We start from the raw sequence: 20,603 nt of genomic DNA on the forward strand, positions 1-20,603 counted from the left end.
CTGGATTACTCAGCTAAATAACGGCATGCATCTTTGGCAAAGTAGGTCAGAATGCCATCACAACCCGCGCGTTTAAAGCCTAACAGTGACTCCATCACAATGGCTTTTTCATCCAGCCAGCCGTTGGCTGCTGCTGCCTTAATCATGGCGTATTCACCACTGACCTGATAGGCAAACGTTGGCATTTTGAATTCTTCCTTAACCCGACGCACAATATCCAGATAAGGCTGGCCCGGTTTAACCATGACCATGTCGGCACCCTCTTTAATGTCGAGCGCGATTTCATGCAACGCTTCATCGCTGTTGCCCGGATCCATCTGATAGGTTTTCTTATCGGCTTTACCCAAAGCACCGGCAGAGCCCACCGCATCGCGGAATGGGCCATAAAAACTCGAGGCATATTTCGCGGCATACGACATGATCAGCGTATTCACAAACTCACCGGCTTCCAAAGCTTCGCGGATAGCCCCGATACGCCCGTCCATCATATCCGATGGCGCCACCATATCGGCCCCGGCCTGTGCGTGGCACAAAGCCTGCTTGGTCAAGACGTCTTTAGTTACATCATTCAGGATGTAACCCGTTTCATCAATAATTCCATCTTGCCCATGCGAGGTATAAGGATCCAGCGCCACATCGGTCATAATGCCCAGCTGAGGGAACTTTGCCTTAATCGCCTTAACTACAGTCGGCACCAAACCACCCGGGTTATAAGCTTCTTCGGCTAGCAATGACTTTTTATCTTCACCAATGACCGGGAAGAGGGCAATGGCCGGAATTCCCAGTTCAACGACTTCGGCACACTCTTCGAGCAGCAAATCCAGCGTCTTACGTTCCACGCCCGGCATCGAGGCCACCGCCTCCTTATGGTTGTCACCTTCCAATACAAACACCGGATAAATAAAATCTTTCGGTGACAAATTTGACTCACGTACCAGATCACGACTAAAGGCTTGTGCTCTGACGCGTCGCAAACGGCGACTGGGGAAAAAACCACTATTCATTTTGTGCACCTTATTGGCTTAACCAATCTTTTGGTTTTAAGTAATATTCCGTTAGCTCGGCTTCGCGCGACCCGGCTTCCGGCTGCCAGTTGTAACGCCAGCTGACAGCTGTTGGTAATGACATGAGTATCGACTCAGTCCGGCCCCCTGTCTGCAGACCAAACAGAGTGCCGCGATCCCACACCAGATTAAACTCAACATAACGCCCGCGACGATATAACTGGAAATTGCGCTCTTCTTCAGTATAGGGCAATCCTTTGCGCTTATTCAAAATAGGTCGGTAAGCCTTAATGTAATGATCACCCACCGACTGCATAAAGGCAAAGCACTGCTCAAAGTCCCAACCAGTCTCCTGCGTATTCAGATCATCAAAAAACAAGCCGCCAATACCGCGGTGTTCATCGCGGTGTTTAATATAAAAGTAGTCATCACACCACTTCTTATACTTAGGGTAACAGTCACCACCAAAAGGGGCGCAGGCGTCTTTCGCGATCTGGTGCCACAACACGCAATCCTCTTTGATGGCATAGTAGGGCGTTAAATCAAAACCGCCACCAAACCACCAGATAGGCTCGGCACCTTCTTTCTCCGCAATAAAGAAACGCACATTCATATGCGACGTTGGTACATGCGGATTTTTAGGGTGGATCACCAGCGACACACCCATCGCTTTAAAACTTCTTCCGGCTAATTCAGGACGGTGCGCCGTGGCCGAAGCAGGCATGTTAGTGCCTTCAACGTACGAGTAATTAACGCCACCTTTTTCAATCACCGCACCATCTTCCATCACACGAGTCAGGCCACCACCACCTTGCGCGCGTTGCCACTCGTCTTTAATAAAATCCTTGTCACCGTCTTCTACCGCTAACTGCTGACAAATATCTTCCTGCAGTCGCAATAAATAGCGTTTAACTGCTTCAACATCGATGTTTTGCATACTACCTCGTCGAACAAACGCGATTAGTCTCGTAAAACCTGTTGCGTTTGTGCATCAATAATTTTTGAAGGTCGATCATAACCGCCCAAAGGCCCCGCTATCACCAGATCCAATTGATCAATCATCCTGTTTCGGATCTCTTGCGGTGTTTTTATTTCGGGCTGGCCCGCTCGGTTAGCGCTAGTGGATACAATCGCTGAATCCGCCTTATCACATAAGGCGCGGATAAATGGGTTTTGGCTTAATCGAATGGCTATTTTGTCATGCTGCCCACAGATCAGCGGCGACATGGTTGTGACCCGTGGCAGTAACCAGGTCACCGGTTGACCTGGGTATTGCTCAAAGCAGGCCAGCAGATCCCATGCCTGCGGAGCAACGAAAGGCTCAATTTGTTCAAGCTCACTGGCCACCAAAATCAACCCCTTATGCCAGGGCCGGTTTTTGATCTCGAGAATACGTTGTACGGCTGTATCAGATGTAGGCAAGCAGCCTAAACCATAAACCGCTTCAGTAGGATAAGCAATGACACCGTCATGTTCCATCACATTGACGGCTTTTTGGATCTGAAAATCGTTTATATAAGTCAACGATTTGGACACAGATTCGAAGGTTAGCGCGGCGAAAGAACCACCGCGCTAAATCAATTAACCGTTAAGTTTGGCTTGAAGATCGGCGTCTTTCGCAATCACTTTGTCACGATTAGCAACACGATCATCCGCTACCGCTTTAGCAATTGTCTCATCCGTCAATGCCATAATCTGACCAGCCAAATAAGCGGCATTCTTAGCACCAGCAGAACCCACGGCAACCGTCGCCACTGGCACGCCGCCAGGCATCATTACAGTAGACAGTAGTGAATCCTGACCGTTTAATGGGCCACCCGCCATTGGCACACCGATCACTGGCTTTACAGTCATACCAGCAACAGCGCCAGCCAGATGAGCCGCTAAACCTGCCGCACAGATGAATACTTTACAGCCACGCGCTTCAGCATCATTCACGTACTCTTTAGTTTGCACAGGCGTACGGTGCGCAGACGTAATTTTCATCTCCACTTCTACGCCCAGCTCTTTTAGCGTGTCGTAAGTTTTTTGCATGGTAGGAAGATCTGAATCAGAACCCATAAGGATAGCGACGAAGTCTTTAGACATGGTTTTGCCCCTAAATTGATTAAGTAACAGGATTTACAAAATTAGGGCGAATTTTACCGACTTACGGGGCTATTGTGTAGGTTCTACGCAATAAATTTGCTAATTTTCCTGCCTTTTTGCATTAGAAAGTCTAACTCTTTACTGCTATATTTCGTTATTCCAATAAATAACAAAATAAATGAAGGGAAGATATGGAGTCGTTAGATGCGTTTAATGATGATCCCAATCACCTAAAAGGAATTGGGGGCTGGTTAATTCTGGTTGCCATTGGTGTTACCCTATCTCCTTTTATTCTGGTAGCCGATGCTTACAGCACTTATAAAGACCTTTTCTCTATCGGTAGCTTTGAGTTATTGACCGATCCCTCGTCACCATCCTACATCCCTCATTTCGGGGCCTTAATTTATGGCGAAATTATCATCAATGGCCTATTTATTTTGCTGGGGCTGGTGTTAATTTATCTGTTTTATAGTCAGCATCACCACTTCCCGCTGTTATATATGATTCTGGCCATCGCTACTCCGACCTTCCTGCTTGTGGATGCCTGGGCTGCCGCCAAGGTGTTACCGCAGATGGAAATGTTTGATGAAGAAACGACCAGGTTATTGACCCGATCCATTATAACTGTCGCAATCTGGGTCCCCTACATGCTGGTATCCGAGCGGGTTAAGCAGACTTTTGTCCGACCATCACAGCCCAATCAACACACCTCTGAAGAAATAACATTCAAGTAACAGGACGAAACCTATCATGTTAGAACTGAGACCTAGCTGCGAACACTGCAACAAACCATTACCACCGAATTCAACAGAGGCCATGATCTGCACTTTCGAATGCACTTTCTGCCAAGACTGCGTCGACAATATTTTGCTCAACGTCTGTCCAAACTGTGGCGGCGGCTTTGTACCCAGACCCATCAGGCCTGAAATTAACTGGAAAGATGGTAATAGCTTAGCGTTTCACCCTGCAAGCGAGAAGATAGTCCATAAGCCGGTCGATCCCGAAACGCATCGAGCTTTTGCAAAAGCCATTAAGAAAATTGCACCAGAGCGCCGCTAAGCGGCATTCTCTTTGTACTCAGCTACTGTGGCTTAGCGCTACCCATCATCTGCTCAAATACATCCCCTTGCGGCATTCCCTGAATGGCTTTCACTTTCCCTTCCGAATTTTTAAAGAAAGAGGTTGGAGTAGCACCATAGCCCAGCCGCTGCATCATATTGGTGTTTAACTGAACCCTGACTTGTCCTTTCTCCACTGCTGCTTTATTAATCTCAATACCACCCTGTGCAAACTCCTCGTGATGCATCTCCATCATCGCCTCTGGGTCATCACTACCCAAAATGGTAGCACCTTTTGTCATACTGCTTTTGCGCAAAATCGCCACCAAAATATGTCGAAACTGTACTTTACCAGCTTTAATCCAAGGATCCGCGGCTTCACGAAACTTGTGGCAGTAGGGGCAATTAGCGTCGGTAAAGGTATAGATTATGACGGGGGCGTCGTCACTTCCATCAGCGACCCAGGCGCTGTCTTCCAGCTCTTTCCAGACGCGCTCCATTCTCGGACCTTCGACCAACCGCTCCATCACCTCTGTGGTCAGGTTAACCCCTTCCGCGTCGATTAAGCTGCCAACCACTGCATGCTTTTTGTCAGGGGTAACATAAATCGCTATAGGCTGCCCGCGCATCATGCCGGCATAGCCTATCATGCCTGCTGGCGCTTCAAAGGTATCAATAATTTCAACGCCCTGCTCGATGATACTCTCCACTGGCAATGGGTACTGTTTGCTGCGCTCCAACGCCCCTTGGTCTTGAGCGATGGCTGTGAGTTTATCTGTTTCTTTCGTTTGTGCAGTGTCTTCTGTACAGGCCGTTAGTACTGCTGTTGTCAAAGCAATCACAACCCACTTCATCGTATTCATAAAGAATTATCCTCGGATTCCTCGTTCATCGTATCGGTTACACGTTCAAGTTTTGCTTTTAATGTCGCCGGGGAAAGCTCACCCAGGTGGGCATCAATTAATTGTCCCTGAGCATCGACAAACAGGGTTGTGGGTAACGCCCGGCTACCAATCAATTGCCCCATTATGGCGTTCTTGTCTGCTAACACATTATCAAGACTGAGCGACTCCTGCTGTAAAAAGCTGTCAATTACCTGCTGATGCTCGCCCTGGTTAACAAAAATAAAAGCAACCTGTGAATACTGTTGCTGTGCCTTTTCCAGAACCGGCATTTCACGGCGACACGGCGGACACCAGGTTGCCCATAAATTTATTGCCCGTGGTTTACCCGACGCCACTGTCGAAACGTCCAGGCTCTGACCGTGCCGATCAGCCACGATGGCCTGAGGGAGTTGCTGCGCTTTATCCTCAATCGCCCATAACGCAAACTGTGTCATCCCCCACAACATGGCACCAGCAATAAGGCCTGCTACCAAGGCCCGCCTCTGCCTTTGCTGACGCCAAGCATAATAACAGGCTAGCAGCAGCGCCGTGATAACACCGGTCGCAATATCAAAACCACCGTCACGAATATCCAACATGGACAGCCAGAACGGTTGATATTCTGAAAAGTAGCGCAGCACAAAGGCGATACGCGCTACCAGCAATGAAATAAGGAAGATATTTATCAGTGGGGAAGCCACGGAGACTTTATATTGTCGAGCAACGAGGCCTCCTACCACTAAAGCAACAGTCATGCATAATAATAGAAGAAACCGGTCTATAGGCAAGCTTAATGGGCCAATATCAAGTGTTAACACGATAAATCATAGTGATCAAAAAGAAAAATTGTACGGGTTTTGCCGCCGTAATGCTGTGGCTTCCGTGTAAATGTTCGGTAAATCCAGAGAAAACGTAAGGGAGGGAGAGTATAAGCTTTGATATCAAAGCCTAAAAATGCAGTCGGACTTATTGATTAGACCGATACAACTCGTGGTCGCTGTATGCAAAGCCCCAAGCTCCAAGCTGTAAAACTAAACCTAGTGAGCTTGAGAGCCTTTCTCTAAGTTTTCTACCCAGGCGAATTCGGCATCACGGTCCTGCATATTAAACAGCACCATCATCACAACCCAGCGTAAACGCTCCAGCGCGACTTCTTCATCCTCTTGCTGACCCAGAGCGGTCATCCGATCAATCACCATCTCTCTGGCATGAGCATCCAGAATACCGCGCTGCTCAAAATACATGATCGCGCCCTGTACCGCTGGCGTTAACACCAGCTGCTCCTGCGGAGAAAAGAGACGGATAGACTGAGTCGCTTCCGGCGTTGGCTTAAAGCTTTCCGATGTTGCCAGCACTAAACCATCCAACCAGTCGATTGCACCTTTAATCTCACCATCGGTAAAACCAACGTCCTCAAGGGCCTCGACTAACGTATCGTTCGCCAGAATATGGTTGTTTTCTTCGTCTTGGAAGTTTTCAAAGATATAAAGTAGTACGTCAAGTACGTCTTCTTTCATTGGACTCTCTTTTGTCTAGGCTATACGCCCATTAAAAGTCAGTTGTGCCACTTGCTAAGCGTCCCGAAGTGTCTGCTTTCTTCAGTTAGACCGGCGCTGATAACCACCAGCCACGCTCACAATATGGTTATTCAATTCTAACAGTAATAACATGTGGCTGACTACATCTATTTCAAGCCCGGAGCGCTCGACAATGCTATCGATAGGGGTCACATCATAGTCAATGCAGCCAATAAGCTCTTGATATTCCTCACCCAATTCAAATTCCTCTACTTCATTGCCACCGGCTATCATGGTCGCACCTTGACTTTCCGCTTGCCATAATGCCAGTGCCTGTAGCTCTTCGATTATTTCTTCAGCCGTCTCCACTAATTTGGCCCCTTGTTTAATCAGAGCATGGCTACCGCGAGCCAGTGGGTTATGGATCGAGCCAGGGATGGCAAACACCTCGCGACCTTGTTCCATGGCCAGTCGCGCCGTGATCAAAGAACCACTCTTTATTGCCGCCTCAACCACCAATGTGCCCAGGCTCATGCCCGAAATGATACGGTTACGGGCCGGGAAGTGAGTGGCGCGAACACCCGTTCCCAGTGCAAACTCCGATACCAGAGCACCCTGTTCAACAATCTCCTGCGCCATCGTTTTATGGCGGGCAGGGTAGACGCGATCCAACCCGGTACCAGCCACTGCGATGGTTGGCAGTCCTACATCCAGCACAGCCTGGTGCGCGTAGCCATCCACCCCTAACGCCATTCCACTGGTTATCACGGCTCCGGCGCGAGCCAGAGTTCTGGCAAACTCGGCAGCATTGTCTTTACCTTGCGGGGTTGGGTTGCGACTGCCAACGATAGCAATCTGGTGTTGATTCAGCAGACTCTTATTGCCCTGCACAAAAAGCAATTTTGGCGCCGAGTCGGCCTGTTTTAATAGTGCAGGGTAGTCAGAACTGGTAAATGGTATCAGGTGTTTATTTTCATCGTCGAACCAATTGAGATCCTGTTCAATGGTTTCCTCAGAAACAGACGATAACCGCTGTTTTAACCCTTCACGAAACCCAAGCTGTATCAGCTGTTTCTCAGAAAGTTCGAACAACTGACAAATGGATGAATAGTGCTCAAAAAAGGCTCGCAGCTTTCCACTGCTGATATTGATGCGGGAGAGTGCCAACCAGGCACGTTTTTCTTCATGAGTCATATCCTTATACTCCATGATATATCCTTCAAATCGAATTTTTGTTGCTTCCAATAAAAACTGACCTTGTCATAACAACAAGGCCAGTTAGTAAGAGATCTATAACCGAGAAAGCTCTTAGTATGGGTTTCTGGCCACATCAAACAAGTGTATCGGACGCTGCGCATCCATAATCAATGCCAAGCTTACTTTCTCGTAGGTTCGGAAAACCATCAAGGTACCCGCACGCTCTTCTGGTAAAGTGACGTATGGATCTTCTTCGCCACGCTTTTCGGCTACCTCATCGAGTACTTTCTTGCCACGCTGATAAACCGTTAAGACATGGCCTTCTTCCATACCGTCCCGTTGACCTTTATTGATCGTCACTACGTTATATTGACCAATTTGCGAAACACCACCGTAAACAGATATCAACTGCGCTTCGACGTCGTGTGACGGCGCGCGAGGAGCATAGACCGGCGGTAAAGGATCTTCATTACGCGGCAGTGCGACATCGCCCTTTCGAACTTCAAGCTTTGACTTTTTAACGTCAAGTGTCGCTGGATCACCATTTTTCTCAATAGAACCATTAGCCAGATAACGCGCTTCAACCCCCAGAAGTTCATTCGTCACAGGGTCGCGATACTCCTTGCCTTTGCGATAAACGCCATAGGCAGAGCCACGAGCAGCGTCCAGACCACGAAGGTAGATTCGGTCATCAAGACCACCACTAACAATTCGCTCATCAGCCAAAGCAACCACATAAGGCGCTGTCTCAAATACCGAAGGATCAACCACCAGTTCATTAATCAGGAACGGACGAATGATATCCATAGGAATAGTGGTGATCGCGTCACCTTCTGACAAAACACGGGCCTTTGGACGCAACTTGATGGTACCGTCCGATGCTTTAACCAGATACGGCTTACCGTCAATATAAACTAATTTTAGAATATCGCCGGGATAGATCAGGTGCGGATTTTCCACCTGTGGATTCACATGCCAGATCTCTGGCCAGTTCCAGGGCCTGGTTAAAAAGCGCCCGGAAATGTCCCATAAGGTATCCCCTTTTTCGACGACATAAGTATCTGGATGATCGGCGCGCAGCTCGGCTGCCTGACTCGATTGCGCGATACTCCCCAATAATAGAGCTGCTGTTGCAGCTGCTGCTGTAAGTATTTTTTTCATGGCTTTCCTTTGTAATTTACTGATAGTCGGATCCCATTGGCTCACTATACCCCGAATATACCGCGAAACATAGCCAAGGGAAACAGCCAAAACCCAAACGTAGACCGTCTAAAGTCTATAAGGATCATCATCTTATCAACATTTCTTAGCAGATTACTACAACTTAATCACAGTCTATTCATTATTTTAGAGCTTTTGTTTGCTTTTTTTGCCTTAAAAATGGTCTTTACCGGTCGAATTGATTATGATCGCCCCCATATATTTATTTATAGATAGCTTGTACTCAATTTACACAGTATTTATCCATGGCTAAATTAGACATTTTAGAGTTTCCAGATACACGACTGAGAACCAAGGCGGAGCCTGTTACCGACTTTGGTGATAAGTTTCAGCAACAAATTGATGATATGTTCGAGACCATGTACGAGGCTCCCGGCATCGGCCTGGCTGGTGCCCAGGTCAATTTCCACCAGCGCCTTTTCGTGATTGATGTCTCCGAAGACAAGAGAGAACCTCTTGTCTTCGCCAATCCAGAAATCATCGAAAAACGGGGCATCGAAGAAATGGAAGAGGGCTGCCTGTCCTTCCCCGGCGTCTACGCCAAAGTACAGCGCGCTAACGAAGTAGTCGTTAAGGCACAGGATCGCCATGGTGAAGAATTCGAGCTGGATACTAACGGGTTGTTAGCGGTATGCATTCAACATGAATATGACCATATCGAAGGCAAGCTCTTTGTCGACTACTTGTCGCCGTTGAAGCGCAACCGTATCCGTAAAGCGCTTGAGAAACAACATAGACAGAACAAGTAAGTACAAACTAACGAGCACCTGTATATGAATCAACCCCTAAAGGTAATTTTCGCGGGTACGCCCGACTTTGCGGCAACCAGTTTACAGTCATTAATTGATTCACCGCACCAGGTTATTGCTGTTTATACGCAACCGGATCGACAGTCCGGTCGTGGCAAGAAAATTCACATGAGCCCGGTCAAAGAGTTAGCGTTAACGCACCAGATACCGGTCGAGCAGCCGCAAAACTTTAAGTCGGAGCAGTCACGCCAGATTCTGGCCGGATATAATGCCGATGTAATGGTCGTGGCTGCCTATGGTTTACTCCTGCCACAAGCTGTTTTAGATATCCCACGATTAGGCTGTATTAATGTCCACGGCTCATTGCTACCGCGCTGGCGTGGCGCAGCTCCAATTCAGCGGGCGATACAGGCGGGCGACAGTGAAACCGGCGTTACCATCATGCAAATGGAAGCAGGTCTGGATACCGGACCTATGTTGGCCAAAGCCATTACTCCCATCACTGCCGAGGATACCGGTGCAACCTTGCACGATAAGTTGGCGGCGCAGGGTGCCCAGCTTTTAGTTAGGGCTATGGATGAAATTGCCGGGGGCACAATCGAAGCGGAACCACAGGACGATGGACTCACGACCTATGCTCATAAGTTGAGTAAACAGGAAGCTTTCATCGACTGGTCTCTGGATGCCACTACGATTGAAAGAACCATTCGTGCTTTTAATAGCTGGCCGGTAGCACAAACCCAGATCGACGATAAAACCATTCGTATCTGGCAAACTCAAGTCATAAATGAAGCTTCAAACGAGCAAGCCGGTACTATCGTTCAGGCTGATAAACAGGGCATTGTGGTTGCCTGCGGTCAACACCAGCTACGACTCACCGAGCTACAATTGCCGGGTTCGCGCAGAATGTCGGTTAAAGATCTGCTAAATGCCCCCAAAAACCGCGAACTTCTGCAGCCAGGCAGTCGCTTTCATTAATGTCTTATCTTGAATCCAGGGCCTACTTTTGAGTCTGTTAACTTCCAACCATATTCGCAGCCAGGCTGCACAATCACTACAACTCATCGCTTACGAGGGCCAGTCCGCCAGCGAAGTATTGGCTGCCGTGGAATTCGAAAATCCCAGCGATACTTCCTTATATAAGGCTCTGGTACTGGGTTGCTGTCGTTATTTTATTCGACTGCAAGCTTCTGCTCAGCAGTTGTTACGCAAAAAATTTAAGAACAAAGATAGCGATCTGTTTTGTTTATTACTGATCGGCCTGTACCAGATCGAATACAGCCGGGTGCCCGATCACGCTGCTATCAGCGAAACGGTAGACGCTTGTCGCCTGTTGAAAAAAGAGTGGGCGACGAAGCTTCTTAACGGCGTTTTACGTAATTTTTTACGCCAGAAAGATCAATTGAATCAAGAGCTTGATAAAGACTGGCATACCCGTTTCGCTTTCCCCGAATGGCTTATTCAACGCATTAAGCCGCACTATAAGGGCCAGGTCGAGAGCATTCTTGAACACTCCAACCAGCAGGCTCCAATGGCATTACGGGTCAATGTGATGAAAATCAGCCGTGATGATTTCTGCCTGCTGTTAGACGAGGCCGGACTGGCCTACCGCAAACACTCCCTGGCCGATAGTGCTGTGGTCCTGGAGCAGGCCATACCGGCTTTTTCCATCCCAGGCTTTGCCGACGGTCTTTGCTCGGTTCAGGACGTAGCCGCCCAACTGGCCGCTTCACTTTTACGCCCCAATAAACATGATAAGGTATTGGACGCCTGTGCTGCGCCGGGCGGTAAAACGGCTCATTTGCTGGAACAGAGCGCAAACACTATTTCACTCGATGCGGTCGATATCGATCCCAATCGCTGTTTTCGGATCCAGGAAAATCTGGAACGACTCGAGCTATCCGCCGAGATTCATGCCGAAGATGCCTTATTCTTTATGCAAACTAGGAAAGAGCATTATAACGCCATACTGCTGGACGTTCCCTGTAGCGCTACGGGCGTGATCCGTCGCCACCCCGATATCAAGCTGTTGCGTCGAAATAGCGATATCCCTGAGCTGCAGCAGATACAGCAACAACTACTGACCGCAGCATGGCAGGCTCTAAAACCCGGCGGAAAACTGCTATATGCCACCTGTTCGATTCTGTTTGAGGAAAATTGCCAACCAATAGAGACATTTTTACAGCAAAACTCTGACGCTCAATTGCAACCCTTACCGTCACCGCTGGCCAAAATTAGCCAATCTTCCATTGGTTGTCAGATTCTTCCCGCAACTGAAGATATGGATGGCTTTTACTATGCCTTGCTAGAAAAGGCGGGTTAAACCCGACATTTAAGCTAAATTATTGATGTTTAAGCCTCAAACAGGCAAAAAAACCTTCCGATCAAGAGCCGTTAGCGTTAGCATAAGCAACAGATAACGTAAGAATAAGGTTATAAATTTGTCGTTATGAAAATCATTATTCTCGGTGCCGGCCAGGTTGGCACCAGTCTGGCCTTAAGCCTCGAAGGCGAAAATAACGACATCACCCTGATCGACTCGGATCCGAAACGCCTACGCTATATTCAGGATCATCTGGATCTAAGGACGATTGTCGGTCACGCCGCCTATCCCGATGTACTGGCTAACGCCGGTATTGATGACAGTGACATGCTGGTCGCCGTCACCAGCAGCGATGAAGTCAATATGATCGCCTGTCAAATCGCCCACACGCTTTACCAAACCCCAAGCAAAATTGCCCGGATCCGTGCCGGCAACTATCTCAGTAATGAGAAGCTGTTTGCTCATCAGCACATACCGGTTGATGTGGTTATCAGTCCAGAGCGCCTGGTCACCGAATACATTGAGCGCTTGGTCGATAATCCCGGCGCCTTTCAGGTACTCGACTTTGCCAAGGGGTTATTACGTCTGGTCGCGGTCAAGGCCTACTATGGCGGGCCACTCGTGGGCAACGCGCTATCAGAGTTAAAGCAGCACCTGCCAAACGTTGAAACGCGCGTGGCAGCCATCTTCCGCCGCGGCAAACCGATAGTGCCAACCGGTCACACCATTATTGAGGCTGACGACGAAGTGTTCTTCCTGGCGGCCCGAAAACATATCCGCTCCGTCATGAGCGAGTTGCAACGACTGGAAAAGAAATACCAACGGGTGATTATTGCCGGTGGCGGTAATATTGGTGAAGGCTTAGCCAAAAAGTTAGAAAAGAAAATGCTGGTCAAAATCATCGAGCGTAACCCGCAACGTGCCGAGGAATTAGCCCACAATCTTGAAGATACCCTGGTGCTGCAGGGAGATGTCTCAGATGAGGACCTGCTTACTGACGAAAACATCAATGAATTTGATCTGTTTATTGCCGTAACAAACGATGATGAAGCCAATATTATGTCGGCATTATTGGCTAAACGGCTCGGCGTTCGCAAAACCATGGTTCTAATCAATCGCACCGCTTACGTCGACCTGATACAGGGGCATGAAATCGATATTGCCATTTCTCCACAACAAGTCACCATTGGCAGTCTGCTGACCCATATCCGACGAGGTCATGTCTCCAGTGTGTACTCACTCCGCCGAGGTGCCGCCGAGGCAATCGAAGCCATCGCTAAAGGTAATGAGCAAACCTCATCAGTCATTGGTCGAACTATTGGTGAAATAGCATTGCCGCCGGGCACATCCATTGGTGCAATAGTTCGTGATGAACAGGTAATTATTGCTCACGATAATGTCATCATTCGCGAAAACGATCATGTTGTACTCTTCATGGTCGACAAGGGTTATATCCGTGATGTTGAACGCCTATTCCAAGTCAATGTAACCTATTTTTAAGGTTTTACGACGATGCAGTTTGCAACCATTACCCGAATTTTAGGCATCTTAATTATGGTCTTTAGTATGACCATGATCCCGCCCAGCGTGGTTGCCTTAATTTATCAGGATGGTGGCGGCAGTGCGTTTTTCATAACATTTATTCTCACCCTGATCTCAGGCTTCCTGATCTTTCTGCCAAAGCGACATGCCAAACAAGAACTAAAGATTCGCGACGGCTTTATCGTGGTCTCCTTATTCTGGACCGTTCTCAGTCTCTTCGGTTCGATTCCATTCATGCTGATTGAAAATCACGCCTTATCGTTAGCCGATGCCGTTTTTGAATCATTCTCAGGCATTACCACCACTGGTGCAACCGTGATCAGCGGCATTGATGAATTGCCACACTCGATTCTGTTTTATCGCCAGCAGCTTCAGTGGCTCGGCGGAATGGGTATTATTGTCTTGGCGGTCGCCATTCTACCAATGCTTGGAATTGGTGGTATGCAGTTGTATCGTGCTGAGACACCTGGCCCCATCAAAGACTCAAAGTTAACCCCAAGAATTGCCGGTACTGCAAAAACCTTGTGGTTTATCTATGTCGGATTGACCGTTGCCTGTGGTATTGCCTACTGGTTAGCCGGTATGTCTGCGTTCGATGCAATTAGCCATAGTTTCAGCACCATTGCCACGGGCGGCTTTTCAACCCATGACGACAGTATCGGTTATTTTCAAAGCGATCTGATTGAGATGCTCTGTATCTTCTTCATGTTCCTTGGTGGCGTTAACTTTTCACTGCACTTTTTCGCTGTGCGTAAACTCAGTATGGGTCCTTATCTCAAAGATCCAGAGTTCCAGGTTTACACCATGATATTACTCAGTGTTGCCCTGATTGGTGCTGTGGTGTTATTGGTCGACCATGACTATACTTCATTTTACGAAGCCTTTTTGCACACGCTTTTTCATACCGTTTCGTTCGCTACATCTTCTGGTTTTGCCACTGCTGAATATCACATTTGGCCGTTAGCAGTTTCGGTATTATTAATCTTCGTCAGCTTTCCTGGAGGCAGTGCCGGTTCAACTTCGGGCGGTATGAAGGTCATTCGTATTATTTTGCTGTTCAAACAGGGTTTCCGCGAAATTAAACGTCTGATTCATCCCAATGGGGTTTTTATTATTAAATTAGGTAAGGAGTCGGTAAACGATAGAATCGTTAATGCTGTCTGGGGCTTCTTCGCCACTTACATTATGTTTTTCGTTCTCTTTATGTTTATTTTGTTATCGCAGGGACTCGATCAGGTTACGGCATTTTCCGCTGTCGCAGCGACCATGAATAACCTTGGCCCAGGTCTGGGAGAAGTCGCTCTGAATTACAGCTCTCTCAATGATCTCACGAAATACGTTTTGAGTTTTGCGATGCTACTTGGACGCCTGGAAATATTTACATTACTGGTCTTGTTTACGCCTTACTTCTGGCGCCGTTAATCAAACTTATTGACAGTAAGGATTGGGACCGCCGCAGGAGGTGGTTTTAAAACGTTTATAAGACCATTGATACTGCTCAGGATAACGCCTTATCATACTCTCAAGACCTGCATTCACTTTCTGTGCATACACTTTCTCATCCAATTCCGGCTTCAGGTCAATCGGCTCCATTCGGATATCGTAACTACCGCTTTCATTTTTTACGGCCGCAATTTGAAACAGCTCGGCACCACTTTTCTGTTGAACCTTTTGTACCAGAGTCATGGTCAACGCATCTTTGCCACAAAAGGGCACAAACACGCCTGCACCACGGCCCGGCTCCTGATCGCTTAAGACCGCAGCCACTTCTCCGCCTTTTAAGGCCTTGATCAGCTGCATTACACCGCGACTGTCGCCACGAACCATTGAGGTCTGGTTCTGACAACGGCCATGACAAATGACCTCGTCCATCTCGAGCTGACGAGGAGGGCGGTACATGCAATGAAAAGGAAAACGACTTCCCAGATAATATAGGGCAACTTCCCAGTTGCCGATATGTGCACCTGTAAAAAGCACCCCTTTACCTTGTGCCAGGCAGGCTTTAACCTTGTCCTCACCGTAAACAGAATCAATAAACTGCTCACCCTGACACTTTCTCCATATTTTGGCCACCTCAAAAAATAGCAGTCCGGTATGCCGTAAACTTCGCTTCGCTAATAGCTCTCTCTCTGCCTGCGAATAGTCTGGAAAACAAATGGCCAAATTGGTTAATGACGTCGTATAGGAGCGGGTCTTAAAAAGTTTCGAGCAGAAGGAAAACAAGTTACCAAAAGATCGACCGACAAACTTTGGCATCCGCGCAAAAATGCCAATTAGAGTACAGATCAACTTTACTTTTTTGGGGTTGGAGTGGACCGCTTTACCTTTGGGTAATGCTTTAGACTTTGGACTCACCATATACTGCGCTACAACTATAAAATTAATTTATCAATGCCGAGACTTTTCAGTTATTTTTATTATCCCTTTTAGTATACCCATAAAAAATGCCAGTGAATACTGGCATTAAAAAATATTTTTTACTAATGAACAGCTTACTTGGTGTTTTTTACCGCAAAGTTGCCTAACATCTCATTCAGGTTTTTATAGCTTTCGACCTTATATTTCTTGTTCACAATAACCATTGGGAAGCTGATCACTTTAAAGTCACGCGCCAGTTTCTTGGCGTATTGCACTTTACTCTCGACACCGAATGAGTTGTACGCTTTTTCAAACTCTTCTTTGGAAACACCTGCTTCTTCAAAAATTGGAATGAGCTGCTCTTTGCTGCGAATGATATTCTTCTCAGCATGCCACTCGTGAAAAATAGCCGGGTGTACTTTATCTTTAACGTCAAGAACTTCCGCAACATAATAACCGTAAGTTAAGTGAGGCACCTGGCTCATAAAGACCGGAACCTGTTCAAACTTCACGCTGTCTGGCTTTTCATTCGCTTTCCACTTTTGTAACACCGGTTCTAAGTTGTAGCAATGAGGGCAGGTGTAAGAGAAAAACTCATAAACATGGGGTTTTGACGTTGCTTCTTTACCACTAATTACCGAATAGTCGGTGCCTTCTTTTACAGATGCCTTGCCCGTTGTTTCAGCACAAGCCACCTGGCTCATAGCCAATAAGGCTAATACACCGCTCAATAATACTTTTAACTTCATTTATGACTCCTAACTTATTCTACTGTAACTGATTTTGCTAGATTTCTCGGCTGATCAACATCGGTTCCTTTGATCACGGCCACGTAATACGATAATAACTGCATCGGAATGGTATACACCATTGGTGCTGTAATCGTGTACTGACTATCCACAGGGAACACTGTTATACCATTGGAAGCCTGAATATTAGCTGACTTATCGGCAAAAACAAAGAGGTTACCGCCGCGCGAGCGAACTTCCTCAACGTTTGATTTCAGTTTTTCCAGCAAGTTATCGTTCGGTGCAACCACAACCGTTGGCATTTCTTTATCGATTAAAGCTAATGGGCCATGCTTTAATTCACCGGCAGCATAGGCTTCCGCGTGAATATAGGAAATTTCTTTAAGTTTTAATGCTGCTTCCATGGCAATTGGATATTGCTGGCCCCGTCCCAGAAATAGCGTATGGTGCTTTTCGGAAAAAGCTTCCGACAGCTTTTCTATTGCATCCGCCTGATCCAGTGACAACTGAATTTCATGCGGTAAATGCTCCAGTGCTTCCACGATCTCTTTTTCCACCGCTTTATCCATGCCTTTGGCTTTACCGATGGATACCATTAACAACAGCAGGGAAACCAGCTGCGCGGTAAAGGCCTTAGTCGAAGCCACGCCAATTTCTGCGCCAGCTCGAGTTAAAAGGGTTAGATCGGACTCACGCACCATTGATGAAGCAGGGGAGTTGCATACGGTTAAGCTGGCTAAATACCCCTCATTCTTCGCTTTCTTCAACGCTGCCAAAGTGTCAGCCGTTTCACCGGATTGCGAAATGGTCACAAACAAGCTGTTTGGTAACACCGCGGTATCGCGATAACGGTACTCACTAGCAATCTCCACCAGACAAGGCATTTTCAGGTACTGTTCAATCCAATACTTGGCAACCAGCGCGGCATGATAGCTGGTACCACAGGCAATAATCTGGATAGCATCTAACTGCTCAAATATCTTTGCTGCATTCTCACCGAGCGTTTCGATATAGACCTGATGATCGACAATGCGACCTTCAAGCGTTTCAGCAACCACGTTAGGCTGCTCGAAAATTTCCTTCAGCATAAAGTGGCGGTATTTGCCTTTATCCACCGCATCGTGCTGCAGATCAGACTCTTCAAATTCACGCTTGACCAGTTCGCCATCGCTACTGAGCAGTGTCATGCCATCACGACGAACTTCCGCCACCTCACCTTCTTCCAGATAAAGAAACTCCCGTGTCACCGGCAACAAAGCCAACTGATCGGAAGCCACAAAATATTCGCCAATGCCTTTACCGACTACTAACGGGCTACCGGAGCGAGCCACGACCATTTTGTCTGGCTGGGTGGCATCAATAGCGACTGTGCCGTAGGCACCCTTCAATTTTTTTGTGGTCGCTAATAATGCTTTTAGCAGGCTATCATGCTCCTTCAATGCCTCATGTAAGCAGTGCGCAATCACTTCGGTGTCGGTATCTGATTCAAACTTATAGCCTTTTGCCTTAAGCTCATCCCTCAGTTCATCGTGATTTTCAATAATACCATTATGAACGATCGCGATATTATCTTCTGACATATGGGGGTGAGCATTAGTTTCATTAGGCTCGCCATGAGTGGCCCAGCGGGTATGAGCAATACCGAGGCCGCCACCAATCGGAGTTTCTTTCAACGCATCTTTCAGCTCCGAAACTTTACCCGCACGGCGGATCCGTTCGATTTGATTGTCGTGATAGATGGCAACACCTGCCGAATCATAGCCCCGATATTCCAGTCGCTTTAATCCTTCGACCAGAATATCGCTGACGTCTCTTTGTGCAATTGCACCTACAATGCCACACATTATTATTGTTCCTCTTTAACTTTTTTGACGGGTCTCTGCCAGCCTGAAATATGTTTCTGCGGCGTCCGGCTGATACACAGCTCTTCTGCCTGTACATCCTTGGTTACGGTTGTCCCAGCACCCACCGTTGCATTTTTACCAACGTTAACCGGCGCCACCAGCTGACAGTCCGAACCAATAAATGCACCATCTTCTATAACCGTTTTATATTTATTGGCACCATCATAGTTACAGGTAATGACCCCAGCACCGATATTAACGCCCTGGCCAACATCGGCATCACCGAGATAAGTCAGGTGGCTGGCTTTGCTGCCTCGGCCGAGAGTGGTTTTTTTGACTTCAACAAAGTTACCAATAAAGGCTTCATCTTCCAGGATAGTACCCGGGCGAATTCTGGCAAAGGGCCCGACTGAGCAGGCCTTTCCAATCTGCGCCTGTTCGATCATGGTATTGGGTTTAACCTGACTATCGGCACCTACGACACAATCTTTTAATATGACGTTAGCGCCAATAACCGCACCGCTTTCTATGTTCACTCGCCCCTCGATGATCACGTTGACATCTATCAAGACATCACTGGCACAATTTAGTTCGCCACGGATATCCAACCGTGCCGGATCGATCAGGGTCACGCCCTGTTGTAAAAGCTGCTCGGCTTTTGCTGCCTGATAACGACGTTCCAGACTGGCCAGTTGCACGCGGCTATTGACGCCTTCCACTTCGATCTCCGACAACGGATGACAGGCCTTAACGCCGGCACCTTGCGCCGCCATGGCAATGCAGTCGGTTAAATAATACTCTCCCTGAGCATTGTTGTTATCAATATTGCTTAACCATGCCTTCAGCGATTTTGCCTGTGCACATAAAATACCAGTATTAACTTCATTTACCTTCAGCTGCTCTTCGGTGGCATCTTTTTGCTCAACTATAGCAGTAATACTATCGGCAGAATCTCTAATGATGCGGCCATAGCCAGTTGGATTGTTGAGTTTTACGGTAAGCAGACCGATCCCAGATTCAGGTTGAGTGGCCAATAATTGTCGTAGCGTCGAAGTTTCTATCAAAGGCACGTCACCATACAGTACCAGCACCTGGTGATTGTCTTCTATTACCGGCAGCGCCTGATCAACGGCGTGTCCAGTTCCTAACTGCTGCGCCTGTTCGACGATGGTGACATTGGTTTCTGAAAGTTGCTGTCTAACTTGATCGATGCCGTGCCCGGCAACTACTACAAACTGTTCGGGATGCAACTGCTCGGCGGAGTGGATTACATGCTCCAACATCGAACGACCAGCTATGGGGTGCAATACTTTCGGCAGCTTTGAGCGCATACGGGTTCCCTTACCCGCCGCTAATATCACTACACTTAATGGCATAATTATTTTAGTTAGAAAAATTTAAGCTCGTATTCTAACATTATTATGGTTAGATGACTCAAACCCTTCACCCTTTTTTACATAACGGATACTTTTACCGATTTAAAACGACTAAAGTCCTAAACAACAATGAGATACAATGTTATCCATCATTTCAACCAATCAGATCCATCTATTTTATAGAGGCATAAAAAAAGGTGGCCGAAGCCACCTTTTGGTCGATCTCAATCGAAAAGCAGGAGTTATTTTCCACTTTTCTTTTTAATCGCGCGTAAGGTACGTAATTGAGCCACCGCCTCAGCCAATTCTGCTGCCGCTTTAGAGTACTCAATTTCAGAGTTCTGATCAGACAGCGCTTCACGAGCATCTTTTTCTGCTTCTAAAGCTTTCGCTTCATCAACGTCTTCCGCTCGGATTGCTGTATCAGCCAGTACCGTTACCATGTGCGGTTGAACCTCTAACATTCCACCAGAAACGAAGAAGAGTTCTACCTCACCGCCAGGCAAGGTCACTTTGACCGGACCTGGGTTTAATGACGTTAGCAGGGGAGCGTGGCCAGGCTCAACACCTAGCTCACCCAATTCACCCGTTGCAATCAAGCGCTCAACCTTTCCGGAGAAAATCGAGTCTTCTGCGCTAACGATGTCTAAATGTACTGTCATTGCCATCAGTCTCCCCCTTTCTTAGAGAATA

The 20,603-nt window shown here is 47.4% G+C and carries 21 protein-coding genes; 7 read left to right on the top strand and 14 right to left on the bottom strand.

From position 1 onward, the window contains the following. Nucleotides 1-5: 5 nt before the first annotated feature. Genes hemB through purE form a run of 4 tightly spaced genes read right to left on the bottom strand, consistent with a single transcriptional unit; the run spans nt 6 to nt 3,092 of the window. Nucleotides 6-1,004, bottom strand: coding sequence for a porphobilinogen synthase (hemB, locus tag H7708_RS06875; RefSeq protein ID WP_223669753.1), 999 nt, complete (start codon nt 1,002-1,004; stop codon nt 6-8). 10 nt (nt 1,005-1,014) lie between these two features. Beyond that, complete coding sequence (hemF, locus tag H7708_RS06880; protein WP_223669754.1) at nt 1,015-1,941, bottom strand: oxygen-dependent coproporphyrinogen oxidase; 927 nt, start codon at nt 1,939-1,941, stop codon at nt 1,015-1,017. A 23-nt stretch (nt 1,942-1,964) separates the two neighbouring features. Beyond that, complete coding sequence (locus H7708_RS06885; RefSeq protein ID WP_223669755.1) at nt 1,965-2,528, bottom strand: L-threonylcarbamoyladenylate synthase; 564 nt, start codon at nt 2,526-2,528, stop codon at nt 1,965-1,967. A gap of 57 nt (nt 2,529-2,585) precedes the next feature. Continuing rightward, nucleotides 2,586-3,092, bottom strand: a complete 507-nt coding sequence (gene purE, locus H7708_RS06890; protein WP_223669756.1) for a 5-(carboxyamino)imidazole ribonucleotide mutase — start codon at nt 3,090-3,092, stop codon at nt 2,586-2,588. 191 nt (nt 3,093-3,283) lie between these two features. Here purE and H7708_RS06895 point away from each other — a divergent pair, with 191 nt between their 5' ends. Then, entirely contained in the window at nt 3,284-3,826 is a 543-nt protein-coding gene (locus H7708_RS06895; protein ID WP_223669757.1) for a DUF2569 domain-containing protein, read from the top strand. 16 nt (nt 3,827-3,842) lie between these two features. Then, a complete protein-coding gene (locus tag H7708_RS06900; RefSeq protein ID WP_223669758.1) occupies nt 3,843-4,151 on the top strand; it encodes a DUF1272 domain-containing protein in 309 nt (102 codons plus the stop codon). 22 nt (nt 4,152-4,173) lie between these two features. On the opposite strand, the gene dsbG is transcribed toward H7708_RS06900, so the two are convergent. The 5 genes from dsbG to H7708_RS06925 all read right to left on the bottom strand — a co-directional run bounded on the left by dsbG (nt 4,174) and on the right by H7708_RS06925 (nt 8,909). After that, the gene (gene dsbG, locus H7708_RS06905) at nt 4,174-5,013 is read right to left on the bottom strand and encodes a thiol:disulfide interchange protein DsbG (protein ID WP_223669759.1); all 840 of its coding nucleotides are present in this window, start codon (nt 5,011-5,013) and stop codon (nt 4,174-4,176) included. Next, nucleotides 5,010-5,852 (bottom strand): prolipoprotein diacylglyceryl transferase family protein, encoded by an 843-nt coding sequence (locus H7708_RS06910; protein WP_407929727.1) that lies wholly within the window; start codon nt 5,850-5,852, stop codon nt 5,010-5,012. Before H7708_RS06910 ends, dsbG begins: the two co-directional genes overlap by 4 nt. Nucleotides 5,853-6,071: 219 nt before the next feature. Beyond that, nucleotides 6,072-6,551, bottom strand: coding sequence for a DUF494 family protein (locus H7708_RS06915; RefSeq protein ID WP_223669762.1), 480 nt, complete (start codon nt 6,549-6,551; stop codon nt 6,072-6,074). Nucleotides 6,552-6,632: 81 nt separating this feature from the next. After that, complete coding sequence (gene dprA, locus H7708_RS06920) at nt 6,633-7,760, bottom strand: DNA-processing protein DprA (protein ID WP_223669763.1); 1,128 nt, start codon at nt 7,758-7,760, stop codon at nt 6,633-6,635. Nucleotides 7,761-7,859: 99 nt separating this feature from the next. After that, nucleotides 7,860-8,909 (bottom strand): LysM peptidoglycan-binding domain-containing protein, encoded by a 1,050-nt coding sequence (locus tag H7708_RS06925; RefSeq protein WP_223669764.1) that lies wholly within the window; start codon nt 8,907-8,909, stop codon nt 7,860-7,862. Nucleotides 8,910-9,214: 305 nt separating this feature from the next. On the opposite strand from H7708_RS06925, the gene def reads away from it, so the two are divergent. The 5 genes from def (at nt 9,215) to H7708_RS06950 (ending at nt 15,005) form a co-directional block, all read left to right on the top strand. After that, a complete protein-coding gene (def, locus tag H7708_RS06930) occupies nt 9,215-9,718 on the top strand; it encodes a peptide deformylase (RefSeq protein ID WP_223669766.1) in 504 nt (167 codons plus the stop codon). Nucleotides 9,719-9,742: 24 nt separating this feature from the next. Beyond that, complete coding sequence (fmt, locus tag H7708_RS06935) at nt 9,743-10,696, top strand: methionyl-tRNA formyltransferase (RefSeq protein ID WP_223669768.1); 954 nt, start codon at nt 9,743-9,745, stop codon at nt 10,694-10,696. Between the two features lie 28 nt (nt 10,697-10,724). Beyond that, the gene (gene rsmB / locus H7708_RS06940) at nt 10,725-12,041 is read left to right on the top strand and encodes a 16S rRNA (cytosine(967)-C(5))-methyltransferase RsmB (protein WP_223669770.1); all 1,317 of its coding nucleotides are present in this window, start codon (nt 10,725-10,727) and stop codon (nt 12,039-12,041) included. Between the two features lie 126 nt (nt 12,042-12,167). Then, nucleotides 12,168-13,541 carry a Trk system potassium transporter TrkA gene (gene trkA, locus H7708_RS06945; protein ID WP_223669771.1) on the top strand — a complete coding sequence of 458 codons (1,374 nt, stop codon included), beginning with the start codon at nt 12,168-12,170 and terminating at the stop codon, nt 13,539-13,541. 12 nt (nt 13,542-13,553) lie between these two features. Next, nucleotides 13,554-15,005, top strand: a complete 1,452-nt coding sequence (locus tag H7708_RS06950) for a TrkH family potassium uptake protein (protein WP_223669772.1) — start codon at nt 13,554-13,556, stop codon at nt 15,003-15,005. Nucleotides 15,006-15,011: 6 nt separating this feature from the next. On the opposite strand, the gene H7708_RS06955 is transcribed toward H7708_RS06950, so the two are convergent. From H7708_RS06955 to H7708_RS06975, 5 genes are all read right to left on the bottom strand, one after another. Next, a complete protein-coding gene (locus tag H7708_RS06955; protein ID WP_223669773.1) occupies nt 15,012-15,941 on the bottom strand; it encodes a lysophospholipid acyltransferase family protein in 930 nt (309 codons plus the stop codon). Between the two features lie 134 nt (nt 15,942-16,075). Continuing rightward, nucleotides 16,076-16,690 (bottom strand): thiol:disulfide interchange protein DsbA/DsbL, encoded by a 615-nt coding sequence (locus H7708_RS06960; protein WP_223669774.1) that lies wholly within the window; start codon nt 16,688-16,690, stop codon nt 16,076-16,078. A 14-nt stretch (nt 16,691-16,704) separates the two neighbouring features. After that, nucleotides 16,705-18,534 carry a glutamine--fructose-6-phosphate transaminase (isomerizing) gene (glmS, locus tag H7708_RS06965; protein ID WP_223669775.1) on the bottom strand — a complete coding sequence of 610 codons (1,830 nt, stop codon included), beginning with the start codon at nt 18,532-18,534 and terminating at the stop codon, nt 16,705-16,707. Between the two features lie 2 nt (nt 18,535-18,536). Further along, nucleotides 18,537-19,910, bottom strand: coding sequence for a bifunctional UDP-N-acetylglucosamine diphosphorylase/glucosamine-1-phosphate N-acetyltransferase GlmU (glmU, locus tag H7708_RS06970; RefSeq protein WP_223669776.1), 1,374 nt, complete (start codon nt 19,908-19,910; stop codon nt 18,537-18,539). Nucleotides 19,911-20,152: 242 nt separating this feature from the next. Further along, on the bottom strand, nt 20,153-20,578 hold the full coding sequence (locus H7708_RS06975; protein ID WP_223669777.1) for a F0F1 ATP synthase subunit epsilon: 426 nt from the start codon (nt 20,576-20,578) through the stop codon (nt 20,153-20,155). Between the last annotated feature and the right edge of the window lie 25 nt (nt 20,579-20,603).

It is taken from the genome of Kangiella shandongensis, from assembly GCF_020005365.1.
In the GTDB taxonomy this organism is placed as follows: domain Bacteria; phylum Pseudomonadota; class Gammaproteobacteria; order Enterobacterales; family Kangiellaceae; genus Kangiella; species Kangiella shandongensis.

Bases quoted from the DNA above. Each gene is read 5' to 3' on its own strand.
- hemB (WP_223669753.1), bottom strand. From the start codon at position 1,004: ATGAATAGTGGTTTTTTCCCCAGTCGCCGTTTGCGACGCGTCAGAGCA.
- hemF (WP_223669754.1), bottom strand. From the start codon at position 1,941: ATGCAAAACATCGATGTTGAAGCAGTTAAACGCTATTTATTGCGACTG.
- purE (WP_223669756.1), bottom strand. From the start codon at position 3,092: ATGTCTAAAGACTTCGTCGCTATCCTTATGGGTTCTGATTCAGATCTT.
- H7708_RS06895 (WP_223669757.1), top strand. From the start codon at position 3,284: ATGGAGTCGTTAGATGCGTTTAATGATGATCCCAATCACCTAAAAGGA.
- H7708_RS06900 (WP_223669758.1), top strand. From the start codon at position 3,843: ATGTTAGAACTGAGACCTAGCTGCGAACACTGCAACAAACCATTACCA.
- dsbG (WP_223669759.1), bottom strand. From the start codon at position 5,013: ATGAATACGATGAAGTGGGTTGTGATTGCTTTGACAACAGCAGTACTA.
- H7708_RS06915 (WP_223669762.1), bottom strand. From the start codon at position 6,551: ATGAAAGAAGACGTACTTGACGTACTACTTTATATCTTTGAAAACTTC.
- dprA (WP_223669763.1), bottom strand. From the start codon at position 7,760: ATGGAGTATAAGGATATGACTCATGAAGAAAAACGTGCCTGGTTGGCA.
- H7708_RS06925 (WP_223669764.1), bottom strand. From the start codon at position 8,909: ATGAAAAAAATACTTACAGCAGCAGCTGCAACAGCAGCTCTATTATTG.
- def (WP_223669766.1), top strand. From the start codon at position 9,215: ATGGCTAAATTAGACATTTTAGAGTTTCCAGATACACGACTGAGAACC.
- fmt (WP_223669768.1), top strand. From the start codon at position 9,743: ATGAATCAACCCCTAAAGGTAATTTTCGCGGGTACGCCCGACTTTGCG.
- trkA (WP_223669771.1), top strand. From the start codon at position 12,168: ATGAAAATCATTATTCTCGGTGCCGGCCAGGTTGGCACCAGTCTGGCC.
- H7708_RS06950 (WP_223669772.1), top strand. From the start codon at position 13,554: ATGCAGTTTGCAACCATTACCCGAATTTTAGGCATCTTAATTATGGTC.
- H7708_RS06955 (WP_223669773.1), bottom strand. From the start codon at position 15,941: ATGGTGAGTCCAAAGTCTAAAGCATTACCCAAAGGTAAAGCGGTCCAC.
- H7708_RS06960 (WP_223669774.1), bottom strand. From the start codon at position 16,690: ATGAAGTTAAAAGTATTATTGAGCGGTGTATTAGCCTTATTGGCTATG.
- glmS (WP_223669775.1), bottom strand. From the start codon at position 18,534: ATGTGTGGCATTGTAGGTGCAATTGCACAAAGAGACGTCAGCGATATT.
- glmU (WP_223669776.1), bottom strand. From the start codon at position 19,910: ATGCCATTAAGTGTAGTGATATTAGCGGCGGGTAAGGGAACCCGTATG.
- H7708_RS06975 (WP_223669777.1), bottom strand. From the start codon at position 20,578: ATGGCAATGACAGTACATTTAGACATCGTTAGCGCAGAAGACTCGATT.